Here is a 16,605-nt window from a genome sequence, read left to right on the forward strand (position 1 = left end):
GAATGTTCAGAATTGGTTAGGGACGGTTACAACCGGGTCAATATCGGCCTCATAGTCAACCCCGGCGGTTTCAAAGCCGAACAGCTGGAAAAAATCTTCACGGTAACTATGCAGATCGGACAGCTCCCCGATAGTATTTGTAGCCAGCAGCGGCCACAGCCGGTCCACTTCAGCCTGCACGGCAGGGTCAAGCTCCCAGTCATCGATGCGGATACGGCCGGCTTCATCAACCGGAGTGCCTCCGGCTGCATATAATCGGTCATTGAATAGCCGGTAAGCCTGCTCAATACAGCCTTCGTGAGTGCCCTTTTCCTTCATGATTTTGTAAAGGAGCGAGATATAGAGTGGGACTACCGGGAGTGCTGAGCTGGACTGCGTTACCAGCCCTTTGCTGACGGCCACATAGGCCTTGCCGCCGCCGGGAGCAAGCTGGCTGTCCAGCAGCCGGGCAGTCGCCTCCAGGTGGTCTTTAGCCCGTCCAATGGTGCCCTTGCGGTAAATCTCCTGGGTCAGCTCGGGTCCGATATAGGAGAAGGCCAGTGTTACAGCATTATCAGCCAGTACCCCGGCTGCTCTCAGGCTGTCAATCCACAGCTGCCAGTCTTCGCCGCCCATGACATGAACGGTGTCTTCGATCTCCGTCTCAGCGGCAGGCTCTACGGTGACCTGTGAGACTTCCCCGGTATGGAAATTGACGGTTTTGTTGGTATAGGGTTCACCTATAGGCTTTAGAGCGGAATTATAAACCTGACCGGTTGCAGGATCTGTCCGGCGGCCGGTGGCAACGCTGTAGATGACCAGATCCACCTGGCCCAGCTCACGCCGGATCAGATCAGCTGTGCGCTCCTTGGTTTCCTGCGTGAAGGCATCGCCGCATACACTGTAGGAGCGCAATCCTGCCTCAAGAGCCGCTTGTTCGAAGGCTGCCGAGTTGTACCAGCCTGCAGAGGCAGTGCGCGCCGCAGTAGCTGTACTTGGGCGGTAGACTCCGAGAGTGGCTGCTCCGGCACCAAAGGCCGCAGCGATTCTGGATGCCAGCCCGTAGCCGGTTGAAGCTCCAATCACCAGCACATTGCGCGGGCCCTTTATCGCCGGCAGGGTCCGGATATACTCAATCTGCTGCTGCACCTGCCGCGCACAGCCTGCGGGATGGGCAGTTGTACATATAAAGCCCCGCGTTCTTGGCTTGATAATCACTTATGAATCATTCCTTTCCGGGATGCTGTGAAATTTAGCTCAATATGACATAACTGTTAGCAGTATAATAATGAGTATACGGCCTAATGAGTCAGCTTGTACAACAGTGAACCCGCAAAAATGTCCGTATTCATGTGGGGGAGGACTGGTTAAAATGCTGGATTGGCTTAATCAGCACATAGACATGATAAGTCTATTATGGCTGCTGCCTGTTTGCTTCATGTTTCATGATTTTGAAGAGATTTTAACCGTGGAGAGCTGGGGTATTACTTACGGAAACAGAGTGGAAGCGGCTATTCCACCGAGGATGCGCAAAATGTACAAATCCTCTATGCAAATGACTACCAGAAATTTTGCGCTGGATGTGCTGTTTGTATATTTCCTGATCGTTTCAGTTACCGCAGCTGCAGTGTTCTTTTCCTTTTATACGCTGTATTTAGCTGTGACCGCCCTGTTTTTGCTGCATGTTTTTACTCATTTTGGACAGAGTATTTACTTGAAGCTGTATACACCCGGAGTTGTAACAGCGCTGTTCATTGCTTTGCCATATTCGCTGTATGCCTTTTATCGGCTTCTTTCGGAAAAGATCGTTGGTCTGCACGACTTTGGATGGGCGTTGCTGCTGCTGTTTCTGTTGACTCCTCCGGTTGTCTGGGGTTTGCTGAAGCGCAGAGGACGTCATCAAAGAACATAGCTGACACGTATTGTATGATTCATTTTCAGAAAAGCACTTGACTAAGGGGTATAATGCTAGATAAAATATTACTTATTGCCTATTCTATATAATGAGAATGATTTCGTACTTTTGAAAAGAGCAGAGAGGGTGACAGGATGGAGCGCCTTTTAGAGGTAAAGGACCTAGCAATTTCATTCAAGACACGCGGCGGAGAAGTGCAAGCGATCCGTGGTGTTAACTTTCATGTAAATAAAGGTGAAACACTGGCGATTGTCGGCGAATCCGGTTCCGGTAAGAGCGTAACGTCCCAGGCGGTTATGAAGCTTGTACCACAGCCGCAGGGACAATACAAACGCGGACAGATCTTGTTCGACGGACAAGACCTGATTCCGAAGACTGAGAAGCAAATGCAAAAAATCCGCGGGAAAGAAATCGGCATGATCTTCCAGGATCCGATGACTTCCCTGAATCCGATGATGAAAGTCGGAAAGCAGATTACCGAAGTATTGTTCAAACACGAAAAAATCAGCAAGGACGCTGCTTATAAACGTGGTATCGAGCTGCTGGGCCTGGTGGGAATTCCTTCCCCGGAACGCCGTTTTCAGCAGTATCCGCATGAGTTCTCCGGCGGTATGCGTCAGCGTGTGGTAATCGCCATGGCGCTTGCGGCGAACCCTAAGCTGCTGATTGCCGATGAGCCGACTACAGCGCTTGACGTTACGATTCAGGCTCAGATTCTGGATCTGATGAAGGATCTGCAGAAGAAGATTAACACTGCGATTATTTTCATTACCCATGACCTTGGTGTTGTTGCCAGAATGGCTGACCGCGTTGCGGTTATGTATGCCGGACAGATTGTGGAAATGGGAACAGCGGAAGAGATCTTCTACGATCCTAGACATCCTTACACTTGGGGTCTGCTTGCTTCCATGCCAAGCCTTGACAGCAAGGGCACTATGCTGACAGCTATTCCGGGAACACCTCCCGATCTGATCAAGCCGCCTAAGGGCGATGCCTTTGCATTGCGCAGCACTTACGCTATGGCAATTGATATGGAGAAGGAACCTCCAATGTATAAGGTTTCGGACTCCCACCTGGTGAAGTCCTGGCTGATGCATCCGATGGCTCCGGCTGTCGAGCCGCCTGCAGTCGTGAAGAAGAGACAGCGTGTTTTGCCCAACGCCTATCCGCAGCCGGTGCTTGTTGAAAATTAATACACTGTATTAATTAACTGCTGCAGCAGCATAATAGTAAGATCAGCGTCAGGCCGTTCAACGGCTTGGCGCTTTTTTGCGTCTTGTTTTCCACGCGGAACAACAATGAGTAGAATTATATTTTATGTTAATATGAAATAATATTTATTTATTTAAATAAAACTATTGACTATTTTACCTTTCCGCAGCAAAATGTAAGGGTATACATAGGAGGTAAATTGATGAAAAAACGTGCTATGACCACAATGTTACTGTTAACGGTTTTGTCAGGCTGCAGCGGAAGCGGCAGCAGTGCGCCAAGGTTTGAAAATGTATCTGTACATGATCCTTCAGTTCTCAAGGCAGGTGATACGTATTATGTATTCGGCTCTCACCTCGCTTCTGCCAAATCCAAGGACTTGATGGCCTGGGAGCAGATCTCCTCCGTGGTGGAGGACGGAAACGTACTCATTCCTAATGTAACCGAAGAGCTTAGCGAGACCTTCAGCTGGGCGCAGTCGGATACACTCTGGGCACCTGATGTCATTCAGCTTGCCGACGGCAAATTCTACATGTATTATGACGCCTGCCGCGGGGATTCGCCGTTGTCGGCGATGGGAATCGCTGTCTCGGATAAGATTGAAGGGCCTTACAAGGACCTCGGGGTTATTTTGAAATCCGGCATGGCCGGGATCGGCGATGACGGTGAAGTTTATGATGCCACCCGGAAGCCGAACGTTGTGGACCCGGATGTCTTTTTCGATAAGGAAGGCAAGCTGTGGATGGTTTATGGTTCGTACTCCGGCGGAATTTTCATTCTGGAGCTTGATCCTGCCAGCGGCTTCCCGCTTCCAGACCAGGGCTATGGCAAAAAGCTGCTCGGAGCCAATCATGCCCGGATTGAAGGGCCTTATATGCTGTACAGTCCTGAAACCGACTACTACTATCTGTTTCTCTCATATGGCGGGCTTGATGCGAACGGCGGATATAATATCCGTGTAGCCCGCTCCAAGAATCCCGACGGACCGTTTGAAGACTCCGAAGGCAAATCGATGCTGGATGCGGCCGGTAACCCTGACAAGCTGTTCGATGATCCGGTGTACGCACCATACGGCGTCAAGCTGATGGGCAATTTCGAATTTCTGAACACCGCAGATGAACCGGAGGCGACGGGGGAAGGTTACGTATCTCCGGGACATAATTCAGCCTATTACGATGAGAAAAGCGGCCGGTATTTCCTGATCTTCCATACACGGTTCCCTTACCGCGGCGAAGAGCATGAAGTGCGTGTGCATCAGATGTTCATGAACGAGGACGGCTGGCCTGTAGTCGCACCGCACCGCTATGGCGGAGAGACCATCGGCAGCTACCAAGCAGATGACATTACCGGCGAGTACAAATATATTAATCATGGCAGGGATATCAGTGCTGAGTCCGTAGAATCTGAAGTAATTGAGCTGACCGCTGACGGCAAAATAACAGGAGCAGTTAGCGGTACATGGAGCTTGGACGGCGGGCATACGGCGAAAATTACCGTTGAAGGCACAGTGTTCAGCGGTGTGTTCTTACGGGAATGGAACGAGGCTGTAAAAGGCGATGTGATGACCTTTACCGCATTATCCGGAGACGGCACTGCGATTTGGGGAAGCCATGTATCCCAAGGAAACTCGAAGTAATGTTAGTTATAAGCTGATTAGAAAAAGGCAGCCCGCTCAGCGCACTCTATGCGTCAAGCGGGCTGCTGCTGTGAATAAAGGTAAAGAGGAACTGATAAGATTACAGGTATTTCCGCAGCACAATAACTGCATTGTGTCCGCCGAAGCCGAATGAATTGGAGATGCCGATATCCAGATCTGCCTTCCGGGCGGTATTCGGCACATAGTCCAGATCACAGACATCATCAGGCGTCTGCTGGTTAATTGTAGGCGGTATCAGCCCCTGGGTGATGCTCTTGATCAGAGCGACAGCCTCCAGCCCGCCAGCTGCTCCCAGGGTGTGACCGGTCATCGATTTATTCGCCGTAACCGGAATGCGGTAAGCCGCCTCCCCGAACAGCTTCTTGATCGCTGCCGTCTCCGAACGGTCGCCGATCAGCGTGCTGGTAGCATGGGCGCTGATCAGGCCCACTTCTTCAGGCTGCACTCCCGCTTCCCGCAAAGCCAGCTTCATAGCCAGGTAAGCCCCCGTGCCTTCCGGATGAGTGGCTACCATATGATAAGCATCCGAACTGGCGCCATAGCCGGTAACTTCGGCATAGATGGCTGCATTCCGCCGGAGGGCGTGTGACAATGACTCCAGTATCAGAATGGCGCCGCCTTCGCCGATCACGAAGCCGTCCCGGCTCCCGTCAAACGGACGGCTGGCCTTCTCCGGCGCATCATTGCGGGTAGACAGGGAGGTTGCATTCCCGAAGCTGGCCAGCGAGATTTCAGTAACGGCTGCTTCCGCACCGCCGGCAATAACGCAGTCGGCACCGCCGTAACGGATCAGCCGGAAAGCCTCGCCGATGGCCGTATTGCCGATTGAACAGGCAGTGACAGGCGAGAGCGTAGGCCCTTGTGCCCCGAACCGTATACTGATCGTTGCCGCCGCCATATTGGAGATCAGCATGGGAATGAGCGTCGGGCTGACTCTTTCCGGCCCGCGTGTCCTGAGCAGCTCAGCCTGCTCCATTAGTGTATGAATCCCGCCAACGCCTGAACCGACATACACGCCAAGCCGCTCCCGGTCGATCTGCTCCAGCTGCAGACCGGAATCAGCCCAGGCATCCTCGGCGGCTGCCAGCGCAAACTGGGTGAACCGGTCCATCCGCCGGGCTTCCTTGCGGCCGAACCGGCCTTCCGGATCAAAGTCTGTGACTTGTCCGGCGATTTTGCTTTTATAGCGGTCTGTATTAAATGAAGTAATAGGCGAGATTCCGGATTCTCCGGCGCTCAGACGTCCCCAGAATTGCTCCACAGTATTGCCGAGCGGTGAAATGACGCCCAAACCAGTGATAACTACACGTTCCATATAAAATCCTCCTACAATCAGGCTATTATTCTCCCAAGCGGGTACATAGACTATTTTTCCACTTTGCTTATCCTATTACAAGTTGTGGTTTATACTAGTATAATTACTACCAGTGTAACAATGGGGACAGATAAGGAGGGCATAAAAATGTCCAATAAGACGAGATTGCAGGCATTGTCGGGGTTTCTCAAATCCCGCAGAGCAGCGCTTACACCGGCTGCAGTCGGGCTGCCGGAAGGGACGCGCAGACGCACCCCCGGTCTGAGACGGGAAGAGGTAGCACAGCTGGCAGGGGTGAGCAGTACATGGTACACATGGCTTGAGCAGGGGCGGGACATCAAGGTATCGCCTTCGGTACTTGAATGCATCGCCGCAGCGCTCCGGCTGACCAAGGATGAACGGAACTATCTGTTTGCACTGGCGCTGGACAACGGTCCGGGACCGGCAGCCTACCAGCAGGAGGAAATCACAATAATCAGCCCCTCTCTGCAAAAAATTCTGCAGGAGCTCACGACCTGCCCGACCATTATTTCTGACCGTCACTGCAATATTGTCGGCTGGAATGAGGCGGCCGCCCATGTATTTCTCGATTTTGCCCGGCTGCCGGCGGAAGGCCGCAATATGATCTCCCTCTTGTTTGTCCGCAAGGAATTCCAGCGACTGGCAGTGAACTGGGAGCAGTTTGTGCGGGGGTATTTAGCTATATTCCGGGCCTATTACGGGCAATATGTGGAAGACCGCTGGTATGATGATTTTATCGCGGAGATGAAGGGGCAGCATCCCCGTTTTCAGGAGCTGTGGGAGGAGAGCAGGGTCAGCAGTGCACCGGATGTGGTGCTTGAATTCCGTCATGCCAAAGCGGGGAAAATGCTCTTTCACCTCACCTCGCTGCAGGTGCACGGAACTGCTGATTTGCGCTGCAGCATCTATACTCCGGCTGACAATTCCGGTACAGAATCAAAGCTGCAGCAGCTGATGAAGGATGCTGTCTGATAAGTTGTGATAAAAAATATTTATGTATTCATAAAAAACAATAAATATGCAATATCTCGATTCCGGCATATACTTCTTATATGATGTTAACTATAGGGCGAACGGAAAAGGAGTATGTCACAATGGCGAAGGTAACCGGATTGGAAGGCGTAGTTGCGGGGGAAACAGATATTGGACTGGTGGACGGCGAGAAGGGCTATCTGGTCTACCGCGGGTATTGGGCGAAGGAGCTCGCCGTAAGCAGGAGCTATGAGGAGGTTGCCTATCTTCTGTGGAACAGCAGACTGCCCGATGCGGATGAACTGGGGCAGCTCAAGCAGGAGATGGCAGCAGCACGGACGATTCCGGCCTATTTGAAGCAAATTATCGATTTGCTGCCGCCGTCGATTCCGATGATGCTTGTCCTGCAGAGTGCAGTAGCAGCCTTGGGTGACAAGGATAATGCGACATGGCCGCCGACCCTGCAGCAGGCGATCCGACTGACTTCAGTACTGCCGGCAATTATTGCCTACAGATACCGCAGGCTGAATAATCTGCCGGCTGTGGAGCCGCTGGCAGAGCTGGGGCATGCCGCGAATTACCTGTACATGCTTACAGGACAGGTACCTGAGGAGGCTCATGTGCAGGCGCTCAGCGCTTATCAGATCCTGTGCATGGAGCATGGAATGAACGCTTCCACCTTTGCTTCACGTGTTGTCCTGTCGACCGAATCCGATATGTGCGCAGCCGTCTGCGGTGCAATCGGGGCGATGAAAGGGCCTCTGCACGGAGGGGCGCCGTCTGAGGTCATCTCGATGCTGGAGGAGATCGGCACGATGGACCGTGCTGAGCCTTGGATCCGCGGTGTGCTTGAGAACCGCGGCAAAATCATGGGCTTCGGCCACCGGATTTACAAGACGAAGGACCCGCGTGCGGAAGCGCTGATGATCGCCACGGAAGCGATGATCGGCAAGGACCCCTCCTTCGATCTTGCTATCCATGTGGAGCACACCGCTGTCCGGCTGCTAGAAGAATACAAGCCCGGCCGCCGGCTGTACACTAACGTTGAATTTTATGCCGCAGCGATCCTCAAAGCGTTGCACCTCGACCCTGATATTTTTACGCCGACCTTTACGGCGGGCAGAATCGTCGGCTGGACCTCGCATATCCTGGAGCAGGCGGAGAACAACCGGATTTTCCGTCCCCAGTCGGTATATACCGGTCCTATGCCGGAGACAGAAGCCGAGGTTGTATAACGGATCAGCCTGCTATAACAACACGAGACCCCTGGCCGCTCAAACGGCCAGGGGTCTTTTTTTTGAAGGAGGAGGATTATGAGCGAGTATGGCGGATACTCTGGTCTCAAATTTTTGCAAAAACTGAATTAGAAATCCGATGTTGCAATCTGGATATAGCCGAAGGTAGCTCCAGCTGCGGTACTTCGCAGTGCAGCAACAAGCAGGTGCGCCAGCTGGATGGTGAGGCTGTCAAACGGCGGGATAGTGTAGGTTACAATAGGAGCGTTGACAGCGTACAGTACCAGATCTACCGGGAAAGCGGAGTTATTCTGGACTGTAACAGCCGCATTTGCCCCGCCGTTTAAATTTTCGTAATACGACTTGCCGACTCCGGCCGGCAGGTTGAAATACTGCTGCGGTAACAAAATAGCCATGTTCATGACCTCCTTTTGCATTTGATAGATTATCATATTCAATAATTCTATTAATGCTGTTACGCCTGTCCCGGGAGATTCACACATTCTTGGTCAGCGGGATGGAGAGGTTTTGGAAGATGGACGTTTGCCGTAAATCCGGTATAGAACGAGTCCGAACACCGTACCTAGCAGCGACATTGCCGCAACGCTCAGAAAGAATGTTTTTCCGCCAAAAGCGCCGTAAAGCACGCCGCTGTCGTCTGGCCGACTTTCGGCCGAATCAAAGGCATTTGTGCCTCTCCTTTCGGCGTCCGGCCGGCTTTTTGCCGAATTAAAGGCATTTATGTCCTTCATTTCGGCGTCTGGCCGGGTTTCGGCCGAATCAAGGGCATTTGTGCCTTTCATTTCGGCATCCGGCCGGGTTTCGGCGGAATTAAGGGCATTTATGCCTTTCATTTCGGCGAGTCAGCCCAGGGAATACAGGAATACCGGCAGGAAAGGGATAAACATTGCTAGCAGGGCAAAGTACAGAAAGTTAAAGCTTCTAAGCAGAGCTGGTGTATTCATAGATTCAGGTTCCTCACATTTTCTCGGATAAAAAGCAATAGCCCAGTAATTGTATCATGCCGCCTTAACCTCGGACAGCCGATTCTATGATAAACTTAGTAGATTGGATTTAAACTATTATACAGGTGTGAATATAAGGAGAATGAGTAGTATGATCAAGCTGGTATCGTGGAATGTCAACGGACTGAGAGCCTGTGTGGGCAAGGGCTTTAATGAATATTTTAAAGAAACGGCGGCGGATATCTTTTGTGTACAGGAGACGAAGCTGCAGGAGGGACAGATTGCCCTGGATTACGGAGAGGAGTACTACCAGTTCTGGAATTATGCGCAGAAGAAGGGATACTCGGGAACGGCTGTCTTTACCAGAATCAAACCGCTTTCGGTCAGATACGGGCTGGAAGAGGATTCGGAGCCGGAGGGCCGGGTGATCACACTGGAGTTTGACGGCTTTTACCTGGTTAATGTCTATACGCCGAATGCCAAACGGGATCTGACCAGGCTGAACTACAGAATGGAGTGGGAGGACCGGTTCCGCGGCTATCTTCTGGAGCTCGACAAACATAAGCCTGTGCTGGTCTGCGGGGATCTCAACGTGGCTCATGCCGATATTGATCTTAAAAATGCAAAATCCAACCGCGGCAATTCCGGATTTACCGATGAAGAGCGCGCCAAGATGACGACGCTGCTGGATTCCGGCTTTATTGATACCTTCCGGTTCTTTTATCCGGAAACGGAAGGTGCATATACCTGGTGGTCCTATATGCCCAAGATCCGGGAGAGGAATGTCGGCTGGCGGATTGATTATTTCCTGGCTTCTTCCCGGCTGGCTCCGCAGCTGGTTGATGCGTCAATTGACTGCAATATACTGGGCAGTGACCATTGTCCGGTTGTACTGAAGATAAATGAGCCTGCAGTTGAATAGAATGGTATGTAAAAAGCGGCCATACAGCCCGGTGCGGGTTATATGGCCGCTTATTTGTACAGGCTTGTCGCCCGCCCGTTACGCCTGAAGTGTGCCTTGAATGGTTACAGGCTCCTGCGCGCCCATGCCTACGTTTGCAGACTGGGTTAGTGTTAAGGATTGTTCATTGAACGTAATATCCAATGTGAATATAAACGGCTGTTCAACCATCAGCAGTGTAAGCTGGAGCATGTCTTCAGCTGTCCAGGTGAAGCTGGACATCACAGCATCGGCTGCTGACGGGTCTGGCGTCAGCTTCAGCTGGCTTGCCGCCCATTGTCCGCGGCCAAGGAGAATCTCCTGACATCCGGAAAGGGGGCCTTGCAACGTCAGCCGGGCTTCCTTGTCAGCAAAATCAATAGCAAGTGACTCTATCTGCAGCTCGTTAGACTCCAGCAGGCAGATTCGTCCGCTTAATTCCTGCTCCAAAGCTGAAACAGACCTGATAACCGGCGGCATGATTGCCAGCGAGCGAAGCTGATCAGCTAACTCGGCCGCCGCCGGCTGCTGCACCGGTGTAGACTTCCCATCATTTAATGCCGGGAGCAGCAGCTCCATTACGGCATTCATTACTTCCTGCAACTCATTGGTACCGCTGGTGATGGCTACGACTGCATCCTGTTCCGGCATGACGATACAGAACTGGCCGAAAGCCCCGTCGCCGCGATAAATTCCATGCCGGCATCTCCAGAACTGATAGCCGTAGCCCTGGGACCAGTCGCCGCTCTCCGGCTTGCCGTCCCCGTTCGCAATCTGCAGTGCACTTGCTTCAGCCACCCATTCCTGCGGAATTACCTGCCTGCCGTTCCACAGGCCCTTTTGCAGATACAGCTGTCCAAATTTGGCGATATCCTCTGTAGTGATGCTGAGCCCGTAACCGCCGGTATTGATTCCGCGCGGACAGGACTCCCATACCGGATCAGCAATGCCTAGCGGGCTGAACAGCCGCGGGTGCAGATAATCCAGCAGCGTCTGTCCGGTTACCTTTTGCAGAATGGCAGACAGCATGTAAGTTGCTCCGGTATTATACAGGAAATGGCTGCCCGGCTCCTGTTCAACCGGTAGCTGCAGAAAAGCCCTAACCCAGTTGCCCCCGGCGTCCTTCAGCATTTCCGGCATGGTATCTGATGTGTGGCCTGTACCCATCATCAGCAGGTGCCGGATATTCATCCCGGCCAGCTTGCTGCCGGGGTTCTCCGGTGCTTCCTCCGGGAAGAAGGAGATCACCTTGTCCTCCAGCGACAGCAGCTGCTCAGCTGCTGCGAGACCGATGGCTGTGGACGTGAAGCTTTTGCTGAGTGAAAATAACATGTGCCGCCGCTCCGGGCTATACGGCGTCCACCAGCCTTCCGTTACAACATGGCCGTGCCGCAGCAGCATAAAGCTGTGAAGTGCAAGCTGAGACTCTTTAATCCGGTTCAAAAAGGCGGAAACGGCGCTTGATTGAATACCTTGCTCTTCGGGCAGGCTTCTAGGCAGTTGCGGTACAGGAATATTGGTCTTGTTCATAAGTACAGCTCCTCACTGAATGAATAGATAAGAGTGCAATATTTAAGACAGGCAGGGAGGGGTACGGCGCCTTGCTGCCTGTTCAAACCCGTAAGCAATCATCAGAAGTGCAGGCTCGCTGTAGGCGGTGCCGGAAAAAGTAACGCCATGCGGTCCTTTTGTCGTGTAGCCGCCAGGAGTGATCATTCCGTCAGCTGCGTATCCGGCAGGCACGGTAATTAACGGGTAGCCTGCCCTGGCTGCAAGATCTGCCCCGTGGAAGCCGGGAAACATCAGGGCATCCAGGCAGTGCTCACGCAAGGCAAAGTCTATTCCCTGATTCCGCGCAAGCTGCCTGGATATATGCAGGGCAGTAAGATATTCTTCTTCCGGTATACCGTCTCCGGAGCTCTCCAGCCACTCCAAGGTGCCTTGGCCGTATTTCAAGGCAATGCTGCTATGCTCAGCATTATAGGCAATAAGCTCCCTTAGGTTATGTACAGGTATGGACTCGGCGACTCTGCCCAGATACTGGTTGATCCCTCTTTTAAACTCATATTGCAGCATAACCGGACTCCAGTCTGCCTCCATACAGGGCAGTTCAACAGAATCTACGATTACAGCGCCGTTGTCTGCGAGAAGCCGGATGGCCTCCTCCATAAGTGCTAAGACATCCTTATCCAGCTCCTGATAAACCCTCCGTGGAATTCCGATCCTCTTTCCGTGCAAGCCGTTTACCTCCAGAAAAACCGTATAATCTGCCACAGCAGACGACCCGGAAGCCTCCTGCTCCGGCTGGCCGGGATCGTGTGCGCCTGTCATCGCGCCCAGCAGAATAGCGGCATCGGTGACCGTCCGCGCCAGCGGTCCGGCGGTATCCTGAGTGCCGATGCCGGGGATAATTCCGGCCATACTGACCAGGCCGACCGTCGGCTTGATGCCGACAACGCTGTTCTGGCTGGCCGGACCGATGATGGAGCCGGAGGTCTCGGTTCCGATTGCGGCAGCGGCCAGATTGGCTGCTACAGAAGCGGCGCTGCCTGAGCTCGAGCCCCCGACAAACAGCTCGCCGGGGCCGTAAGGATTCAGGACAAGCCCGCCGCGCGAGCTGTAGCCGGCCCACATGCCGGGGGCCATGAAATTGGCCCATTCCGTCATATTTGCTTTGCCGAGGACAATGGCACCGGCGTCACGTAAATGCCGGATCAGCTCGGCATCCCTGGAAGCAAATGAATCTGCCAGGGCGACTGAGCCTGCACTGGTGTGCAGCTTATCGGCAGTATCAATGTTGTCTTTGACCAGCAGCGGAATACCGTGCAGGCTGCTGCGTGCTCCCGAGGACAGCCGCTCCTGATCCAGCGCTGCAGCTATGTCCAGGGCATCGGGATTAAGCTCCAAAACAGAGTTAATAACGGTATCGTATTTGTTTATCCGTTCGAGATACAGTGTAACGAGCTGGACCGCAGTCAACACTCCTCTGGTCATCTCAGCCTGAATCGAAAGGATATCCGCTTCAATGATCCATTCCTGCCAGTTTAGTTGGGGATGGGGATCCTCACTAGTAATTCTGTTGTGTATAAATTCTGTCATTCACTCACTCCTTGCTATTGGGCTGCTTGCGGTAATTCGTCAGCACCAGCCTGCTGCACCTTCTCCGGCCAGGTTATCACATTCCGGGTACTGCTAAATCTTTCGTAGAACAGCTCCTTCTTGCTAAACATGCTGATGATTAGATGGATAAGGAACAGGAGATCAATCAGCAGCACCACACCACGGGCGGTAGCAGCCAGCTCCTCGTTCAATGCCGCAGCGTATGCCGAATCAAACAGCAGGATATTCATTCCCGGCAGGACAGCATACAGCAGCCCGAATCTTATAATGAGCATCCACAGCCGCAGCTTTCCGGATTTGCCCTGCAACCTGATGCGTACCACCCATTTTCCCGGTGTCCTTCCACCGGTTAAGCGCGGTATGAGCATGAAGTAGACAGCAAGTGTAATCCAGAGCGGATAAGGAACAGGGGACAGGCTCAGTAAAAATGCTGCAGGCAGCCATACGCAGGCATCCAGCATAAAAGCAATCCCGCGGCGGGTATAGGTAACCCGTTTCGCATCCAGATCCTCATTGGCATCCAGCCGTTCAATCTGCGGGAGAGCCGCGGATATCCAGAGGGCGATTCTGTATCCGGCAATCCCGCCGAGCGTGTTGGTGATCAGGTCATCCACATCAAACACCCGGTACGGATGATCAAAGAAGCCGTAAATTGCGGTTATCTGTGTAATCTCGAACAGCAGGGAGAGGCTAAATGAGAGCAGGATGCAGACTACCCATCTCGTACGGAAATAATAGCCCAGAAACATGCCGAACGGCACCGTCAGCAGCACATTAAATGCAGCCTGATAAAAGGGCGGCTCGCTCAGCAGCGACATATAAGTTGACGGATCGTCTACATTGAAGCGGCTGCTGTGCAGGATCTCCCCGATGAACTGCAGCGGGGTAAGCTGCAGGCTGCCGCCCGCAGGAGGCAGATTATGCCTGGAGTCCGGAAATGGCAGCATGATCAGATAGAAGACATTTAACAGATAGAGCAGCAACAGATAAAGGATCAGCGCCCGGAGCTTATGGATATAGCCGTAACGCCGGTACTGGACAATCAGGAAGGGCAGTGTAAAGAGCAGTGCCGCAACCGGAAAAGACATAAACGCATAGGAAATAGGGAAAAGATACGATTCAAACATAGTCCACCTGCCGTTAAAATAATTTGATCGAGCATACCTTATACTTACCAGTCTCACGGCTGAAGGAATCAGCGGCTGACCTTCAGGAAAACCGGCGGGTATAAAGAACGCACTAAGCTCCCCAGAACATCACGGCGTGAGCTCTGCTGGCTGTTAGACGTTCTAACCGGACAGAATCACTGCAGGTGATGCTCAGCAACCGGAACAAATCAAAGGAAGACAAAGCAGGCATTTTTATTATAAAAGTTATTGAAAGCGCCCTCAATGGATTTAATCATTATAATGATTTTTTCCGGCTTGGCATACATATGTCTGGAGAGGAGCGTGAGCCTAAAATGGAAAAGAAAGTGCAGCACTACTATAAGCTGAAAGCCAAGCATAAGGAGATCGAGAAGGAGCTGGCGGAGCTCAGGCAGGAAATTGTGGCATACTGCGCCGCGCAGGGAGAAACGGATACTGTTATCGGAAGCTACAGGGTCAAGCTGGTCACACAAAACCGCAAGGAATATGATGATGAAAAGCTCTACAATACCCTGGCGGATCCGCAGGTGTGGCGGCTAATGTCCAAAGTCGATCCGGCCAAGGTGGCCAGCCTCGCCAAGCTCAAGGTCATTGCGGAAGATAAGCTCGCGGATACTTACACAGTGAAGGAGGTAACTTTGCTGACGGTGGATAAACAATAAGCGGGCACAAACGGGGCTTTACCACAGGGCAGTTCCTGCGCAGGAGCTGCCTATTAAGGCTGCTGTTGAGGCGCTTTGCAGAACAAAAATCGCCATCCTGTCCATTTTGCGTTAAAATAACTACTGGAGCTTAAGAGAGACAGATAGCAATTTAGTCAGATATGGAGGAAAAACAATCATGAAGGATTTTGAACTGATGCTGGAGAAATATGCTGATCTGGTGGTTAAGGTCGGAGTGAATGTACAGCCCGGACAGGTGCTGATGGTTTATGCCCCGCTCGAAACGGCTGAGCTTACCCGTCTAATCGTGGGCAAAGCTTATGAAGCCGGTGCCAAATATGTAATGGTGGACTGGGATGACGAAGCTGTCACGCGTATCCGTTATGAGAAAGCGCCTGAAGATTCGTTCAGCTACTATCCGCAGTGGCATGCCGATATGCTGGAGGGCTTTGCGGAAGAAGGCGGAGCGATTTTACATATAAAAGTACCTGATCCGGAGCTGTTCCGCGGAATCGATTCGTCCAAGGTGTCTACCGCAGTCAAAGCGGCGGCCATTGCCCGCAAGAAATACCAGAACTATACCCGCAGCAGCAAAATCAGCTGGTCGCTGGTCAAGGCGCCGACCCGCGCCTGGGCTGATAAAGTATTTGCGGACCTGCCGCAGGAGCAGCGGATTGATGCGATGTGGGAAGCGGTGTTCCAGATGAACCGCGTAGGCAGCGAGGACCCTGTAGCGGCATGGCGCGAGCATATTGCCCAGCTTAAGGTGAGCCAGGACCGGATGAACGCCAAACGTTACAAGAGCCTGCATTACCGGGCACCGGGCACTGATCTTCACGTTGAGCTGCCGGAAGGCCATCTGTGGCGCGGAGGCGGCGGCGAGAACGGCAGCGGGGTATATTTTGTAGCCAATATGCCAACCGAAGAAATCTATACCATGCCGCTGCGCACCGGTGTAAACGGTACGGTATCCAGCACGCTTCCGCTGAACCTGAACGGCCGGCTCGTGGACGGGATTACGTTAACTTTTGCAGACGGAAAGGTTACCGCCTATGACGCAGCCTCCGGCCGCGAGCATCTGACCTCCCTGCTGGAAACGGATGAGGGTGCTTCTTACCTCGGTGAAGTGGCGCTGGTGCAGCATGATTCGCCGATCTCCCGCCTGAACAGAGTGTTCTACAACACTGGTATCGACGAAAATGCCTCCTGCCATTTCGCGCTGGGCAGCGCGTATCCGGTTAATATCGAAGGCGGCGTCGGCCTCAGCAATGAAGAGCTGCTCAAGCGCGGCGCCAATGTCAGCCTGACGCATGTCGACTTTATGATCGGCTCGGCGGAGCTTGAGATCGATGGTGAGCTGGCAGACGGTACCATTGAGCCGGTGTTCCGTAAAGGGAATTGGGTGCTGTAACCCGATTCGTATTGTTAAGAAGGGCCTTCCGTACCGGGGGCTCTTTTTATTTT

The 16,605-nt window shown here is 52.7% G+C and carries 15 protein-coding genes; 8 read left to right on the forward strand and 7 right to left on the reverse strand.

The genetic code is table 11. The annotated features are described in order from the left end of the window. Positions 1–6 precede the first annotated feature (6 nt). Positions 7–1,197, reverse strand: a complete 1,191-nt coding sequence (gene fabV, locus NST84_RS12875) for an enoyl-ACP reductase FabV (RefSeq protein ID WP_342565948.1) — start codon at positions 1,195–1,197, stop codon at positions 7–9. 154 nt (positions 1,198–1,351) lie between these two features. Here fabV and NST84_RS12880 point away from each other — a divergent pair, with 154 nt between their 5' ends. The 3 genes from NST84_RS12880 to NST84_RS12890 all read left to right on the forward strand — a co-directional run bounded on the left by NST84_RS12880 (position 1,352) and on the right by NST84_RS12890 (position 4,742). Next, the gene (locus NST84_RS12880) at positions 1,352–1,891 is read left to right on the forward strand and encodes an HXXEE domain-containing protein (protein WP_342565949.1); all 540 of its coding nucleotides are present in this window, start codon (positions 1,352–1,354) and stop codon (positions 1,889–1,891) included. A 137-nt stretch (positions 1,892–2,028) separates the two neighbouring features. Further along, the gene (locus tag NST84_RS12885) at positions 2,029–3,087 is read left to right on the forward strand and encodes an ABC transporter ATP-binding protein (RefSeq protein ID WP_342565950.1); all 1,059 of its coding nucleotides are present in this window, start codon (positions 2,029–2,031) and stop codon (positions 3,085–3,087) included. 221 nt (positions 3,088–3,308) lie between these two features. Next, entirely contained in the window at positions 3,309–4,742 is a 1,434-nt protein-coding gene (locus tag NST84_RS12890) for a glycoside hydrolase family 43 protein (protein ID WP_342565951.1), read from the forward strand. Positions 4,743–4,842: 100 nt separating this feature from the next. Here the strand turns inward: NST84_RS12890 and fabF are convergent, their stop codons facing one another. Then, complete coding sequence (fabF, locus tag NST84_RS12895) at positions 4,843–6,078, reverse strand: beta-ketoacyl-ACP synthase II (RefSeq protein ID WP_342565952.1); 1,236 nt, start codon at positions 6,076–6,078, stop codon at positions 4,843–4,845. Positions 6,079–6,225: 147 nt separating this feature from the next. Here fabF and NST84_RS12900 point away from each other — a divergent pair, with 147 nt between their 5' ends. Together NST84_RS12900 and NST84_RS12905 are read left to right on the forward strand one after the other, a co-directional pair. After that, positions 6,226–7,071, forward strand: a complete 846-nt coding sequence (locus NST84_RS12900; protein WP_342565953.1) for a helix-turn-helix transcriptional regulator — start codon at positions 6,226–6,228, stop codon at positions 7,069–7,071. A 122-nt stretch (positions 7,072–7,193) separates the two neighbouring features. After that, complete coding sequence (locus tag NST84_RS12905) at positions 7,194–8,306, forward strand: citrate synthase/methylcitrate synthase (protein WP_342565954.1); 1,113 nt, start codon at positions 7,194–7,196, stop codon at positions 8,304–8,306. 128 nt (positions 8,307–8,434) lie between these two features. On the opposite strand, the gene NST84_RS12910 is transcribed toward NST84_RS12905, so the two are convergent. After that, positions 8,435–8,722, reverse strand: a complete 288-nt coding sequence (locus tag NST84_RS12910) for a hypothetical protein (protein ID WP_342565955.1) — start codon at positions 8,720–8,722, stop codon at positions 8,435–8,437. Positions 8,723–8,815: 93 nt separating this feature from the next. Then, positions 8,816–9,160 (reverse strand): hypothetical protein, encoded by a 345-nt coding sequence (locus NST84_RS12915; RefSeq protein WP_342565956.1) that lies wholly within the window; start codon positions 9,158–9,160, stop codon positions 8,816–8,818. Positions 9,161–9,425: 265 nt separating this feature from the next. Here NST84_RS12915 and NST84_RS12920 point away from each other — a divergent pair, with 265 nt between their 5' ends. Continuing rightward, positions 9,426–10,193, forward strand: a complete 768-nt coding sequence (locus tag NST84_RS12920) for an exodeoxyribonuclease III (RefSeq protein WP_342566418.1) — start codon at positions 9,426–9,428, stop codon at positions 10,191–10,193. Positions 10,194–10,271: 78 nt separating this feature from the next. Here NST84_RS12920 and NST84_RS12925 read toward each other — a convergent pair whose 3' ends face one another. From NST84_RS12925 to NST84_RS12935, 3 genes are read right to left on the reverse strand one after another with little or no spacing between them, the layout of a single operon-like run. Further along, the gene (locus NST84_RS12925; RefSeq protein WP_342565957.1) at positions 10,272–11,741 is read right to left on the reverse strand and encodes a serine hydrolase; all 1,470 of its coding nucleotides are present in this window, start codon (positions 11,739–11,741) and stop codon (positions 10,272–10,274) included. A 42-nt stretch (positions 11,742–11,783) separates the two neighbouring features. After that, positions 11,784–13,310, reverse strand: a complete 1,527-nt coding sequence (locus NST84_RS12930) for an amidase family protein (protein ID WP_342565958.1) — start codon at positions 13,308–13,310, stop codon at positions 11,784–11,786. A 14-nt stretch (positions 13,311–13,324) separates the two neighbouring features. Then, positions 13,325–14,458, reverse strand: a complete 1,134-nt coding sequence (locus NST84_RS12935; protein ID WP_342565959.1) for a VanZ family protein — start codon at positions 14,456–14,458, stop codon at positions 13,325–13,327. A 335-nt stretch (positions 14,459–14,793) separates the two neighbouring features. Between NST84_RS12935 and NST84_RS12940 the strand changes: the two genes are divergently transcribed. Then, positions 14,794–15,141, forward strand: coding sequence for a hypothetical protein (locus NST84_RS12940; protein WP_342565960.1), 348 nt, complete (start codon positions 14,794–14,796; stop codon positions 15,139–15,141). A 178-nt stretch (positions 15,142–15,319) separates the two neighbouring features. Next, entirely contained in the window at positions 15,320–16,552 is a 1,233-nt protein-coding gene (locus tag NST84_RS12945; RefSeq protein ID WP_342565961.1) for an aminopeptidase, read from the forward strand. Positions 16,553–16,605 lie beyond the last annotated feature (53 nt).

This window comes from Paenibacillus sp. FSL R7-0345 (assembly GCF_038595055.1).
Taxonomy (GTDB): Bacteria; Bacillota; Bacilli; order Paenibacillales; family Paenibacillaceae; genus Paenibacillus_AQ.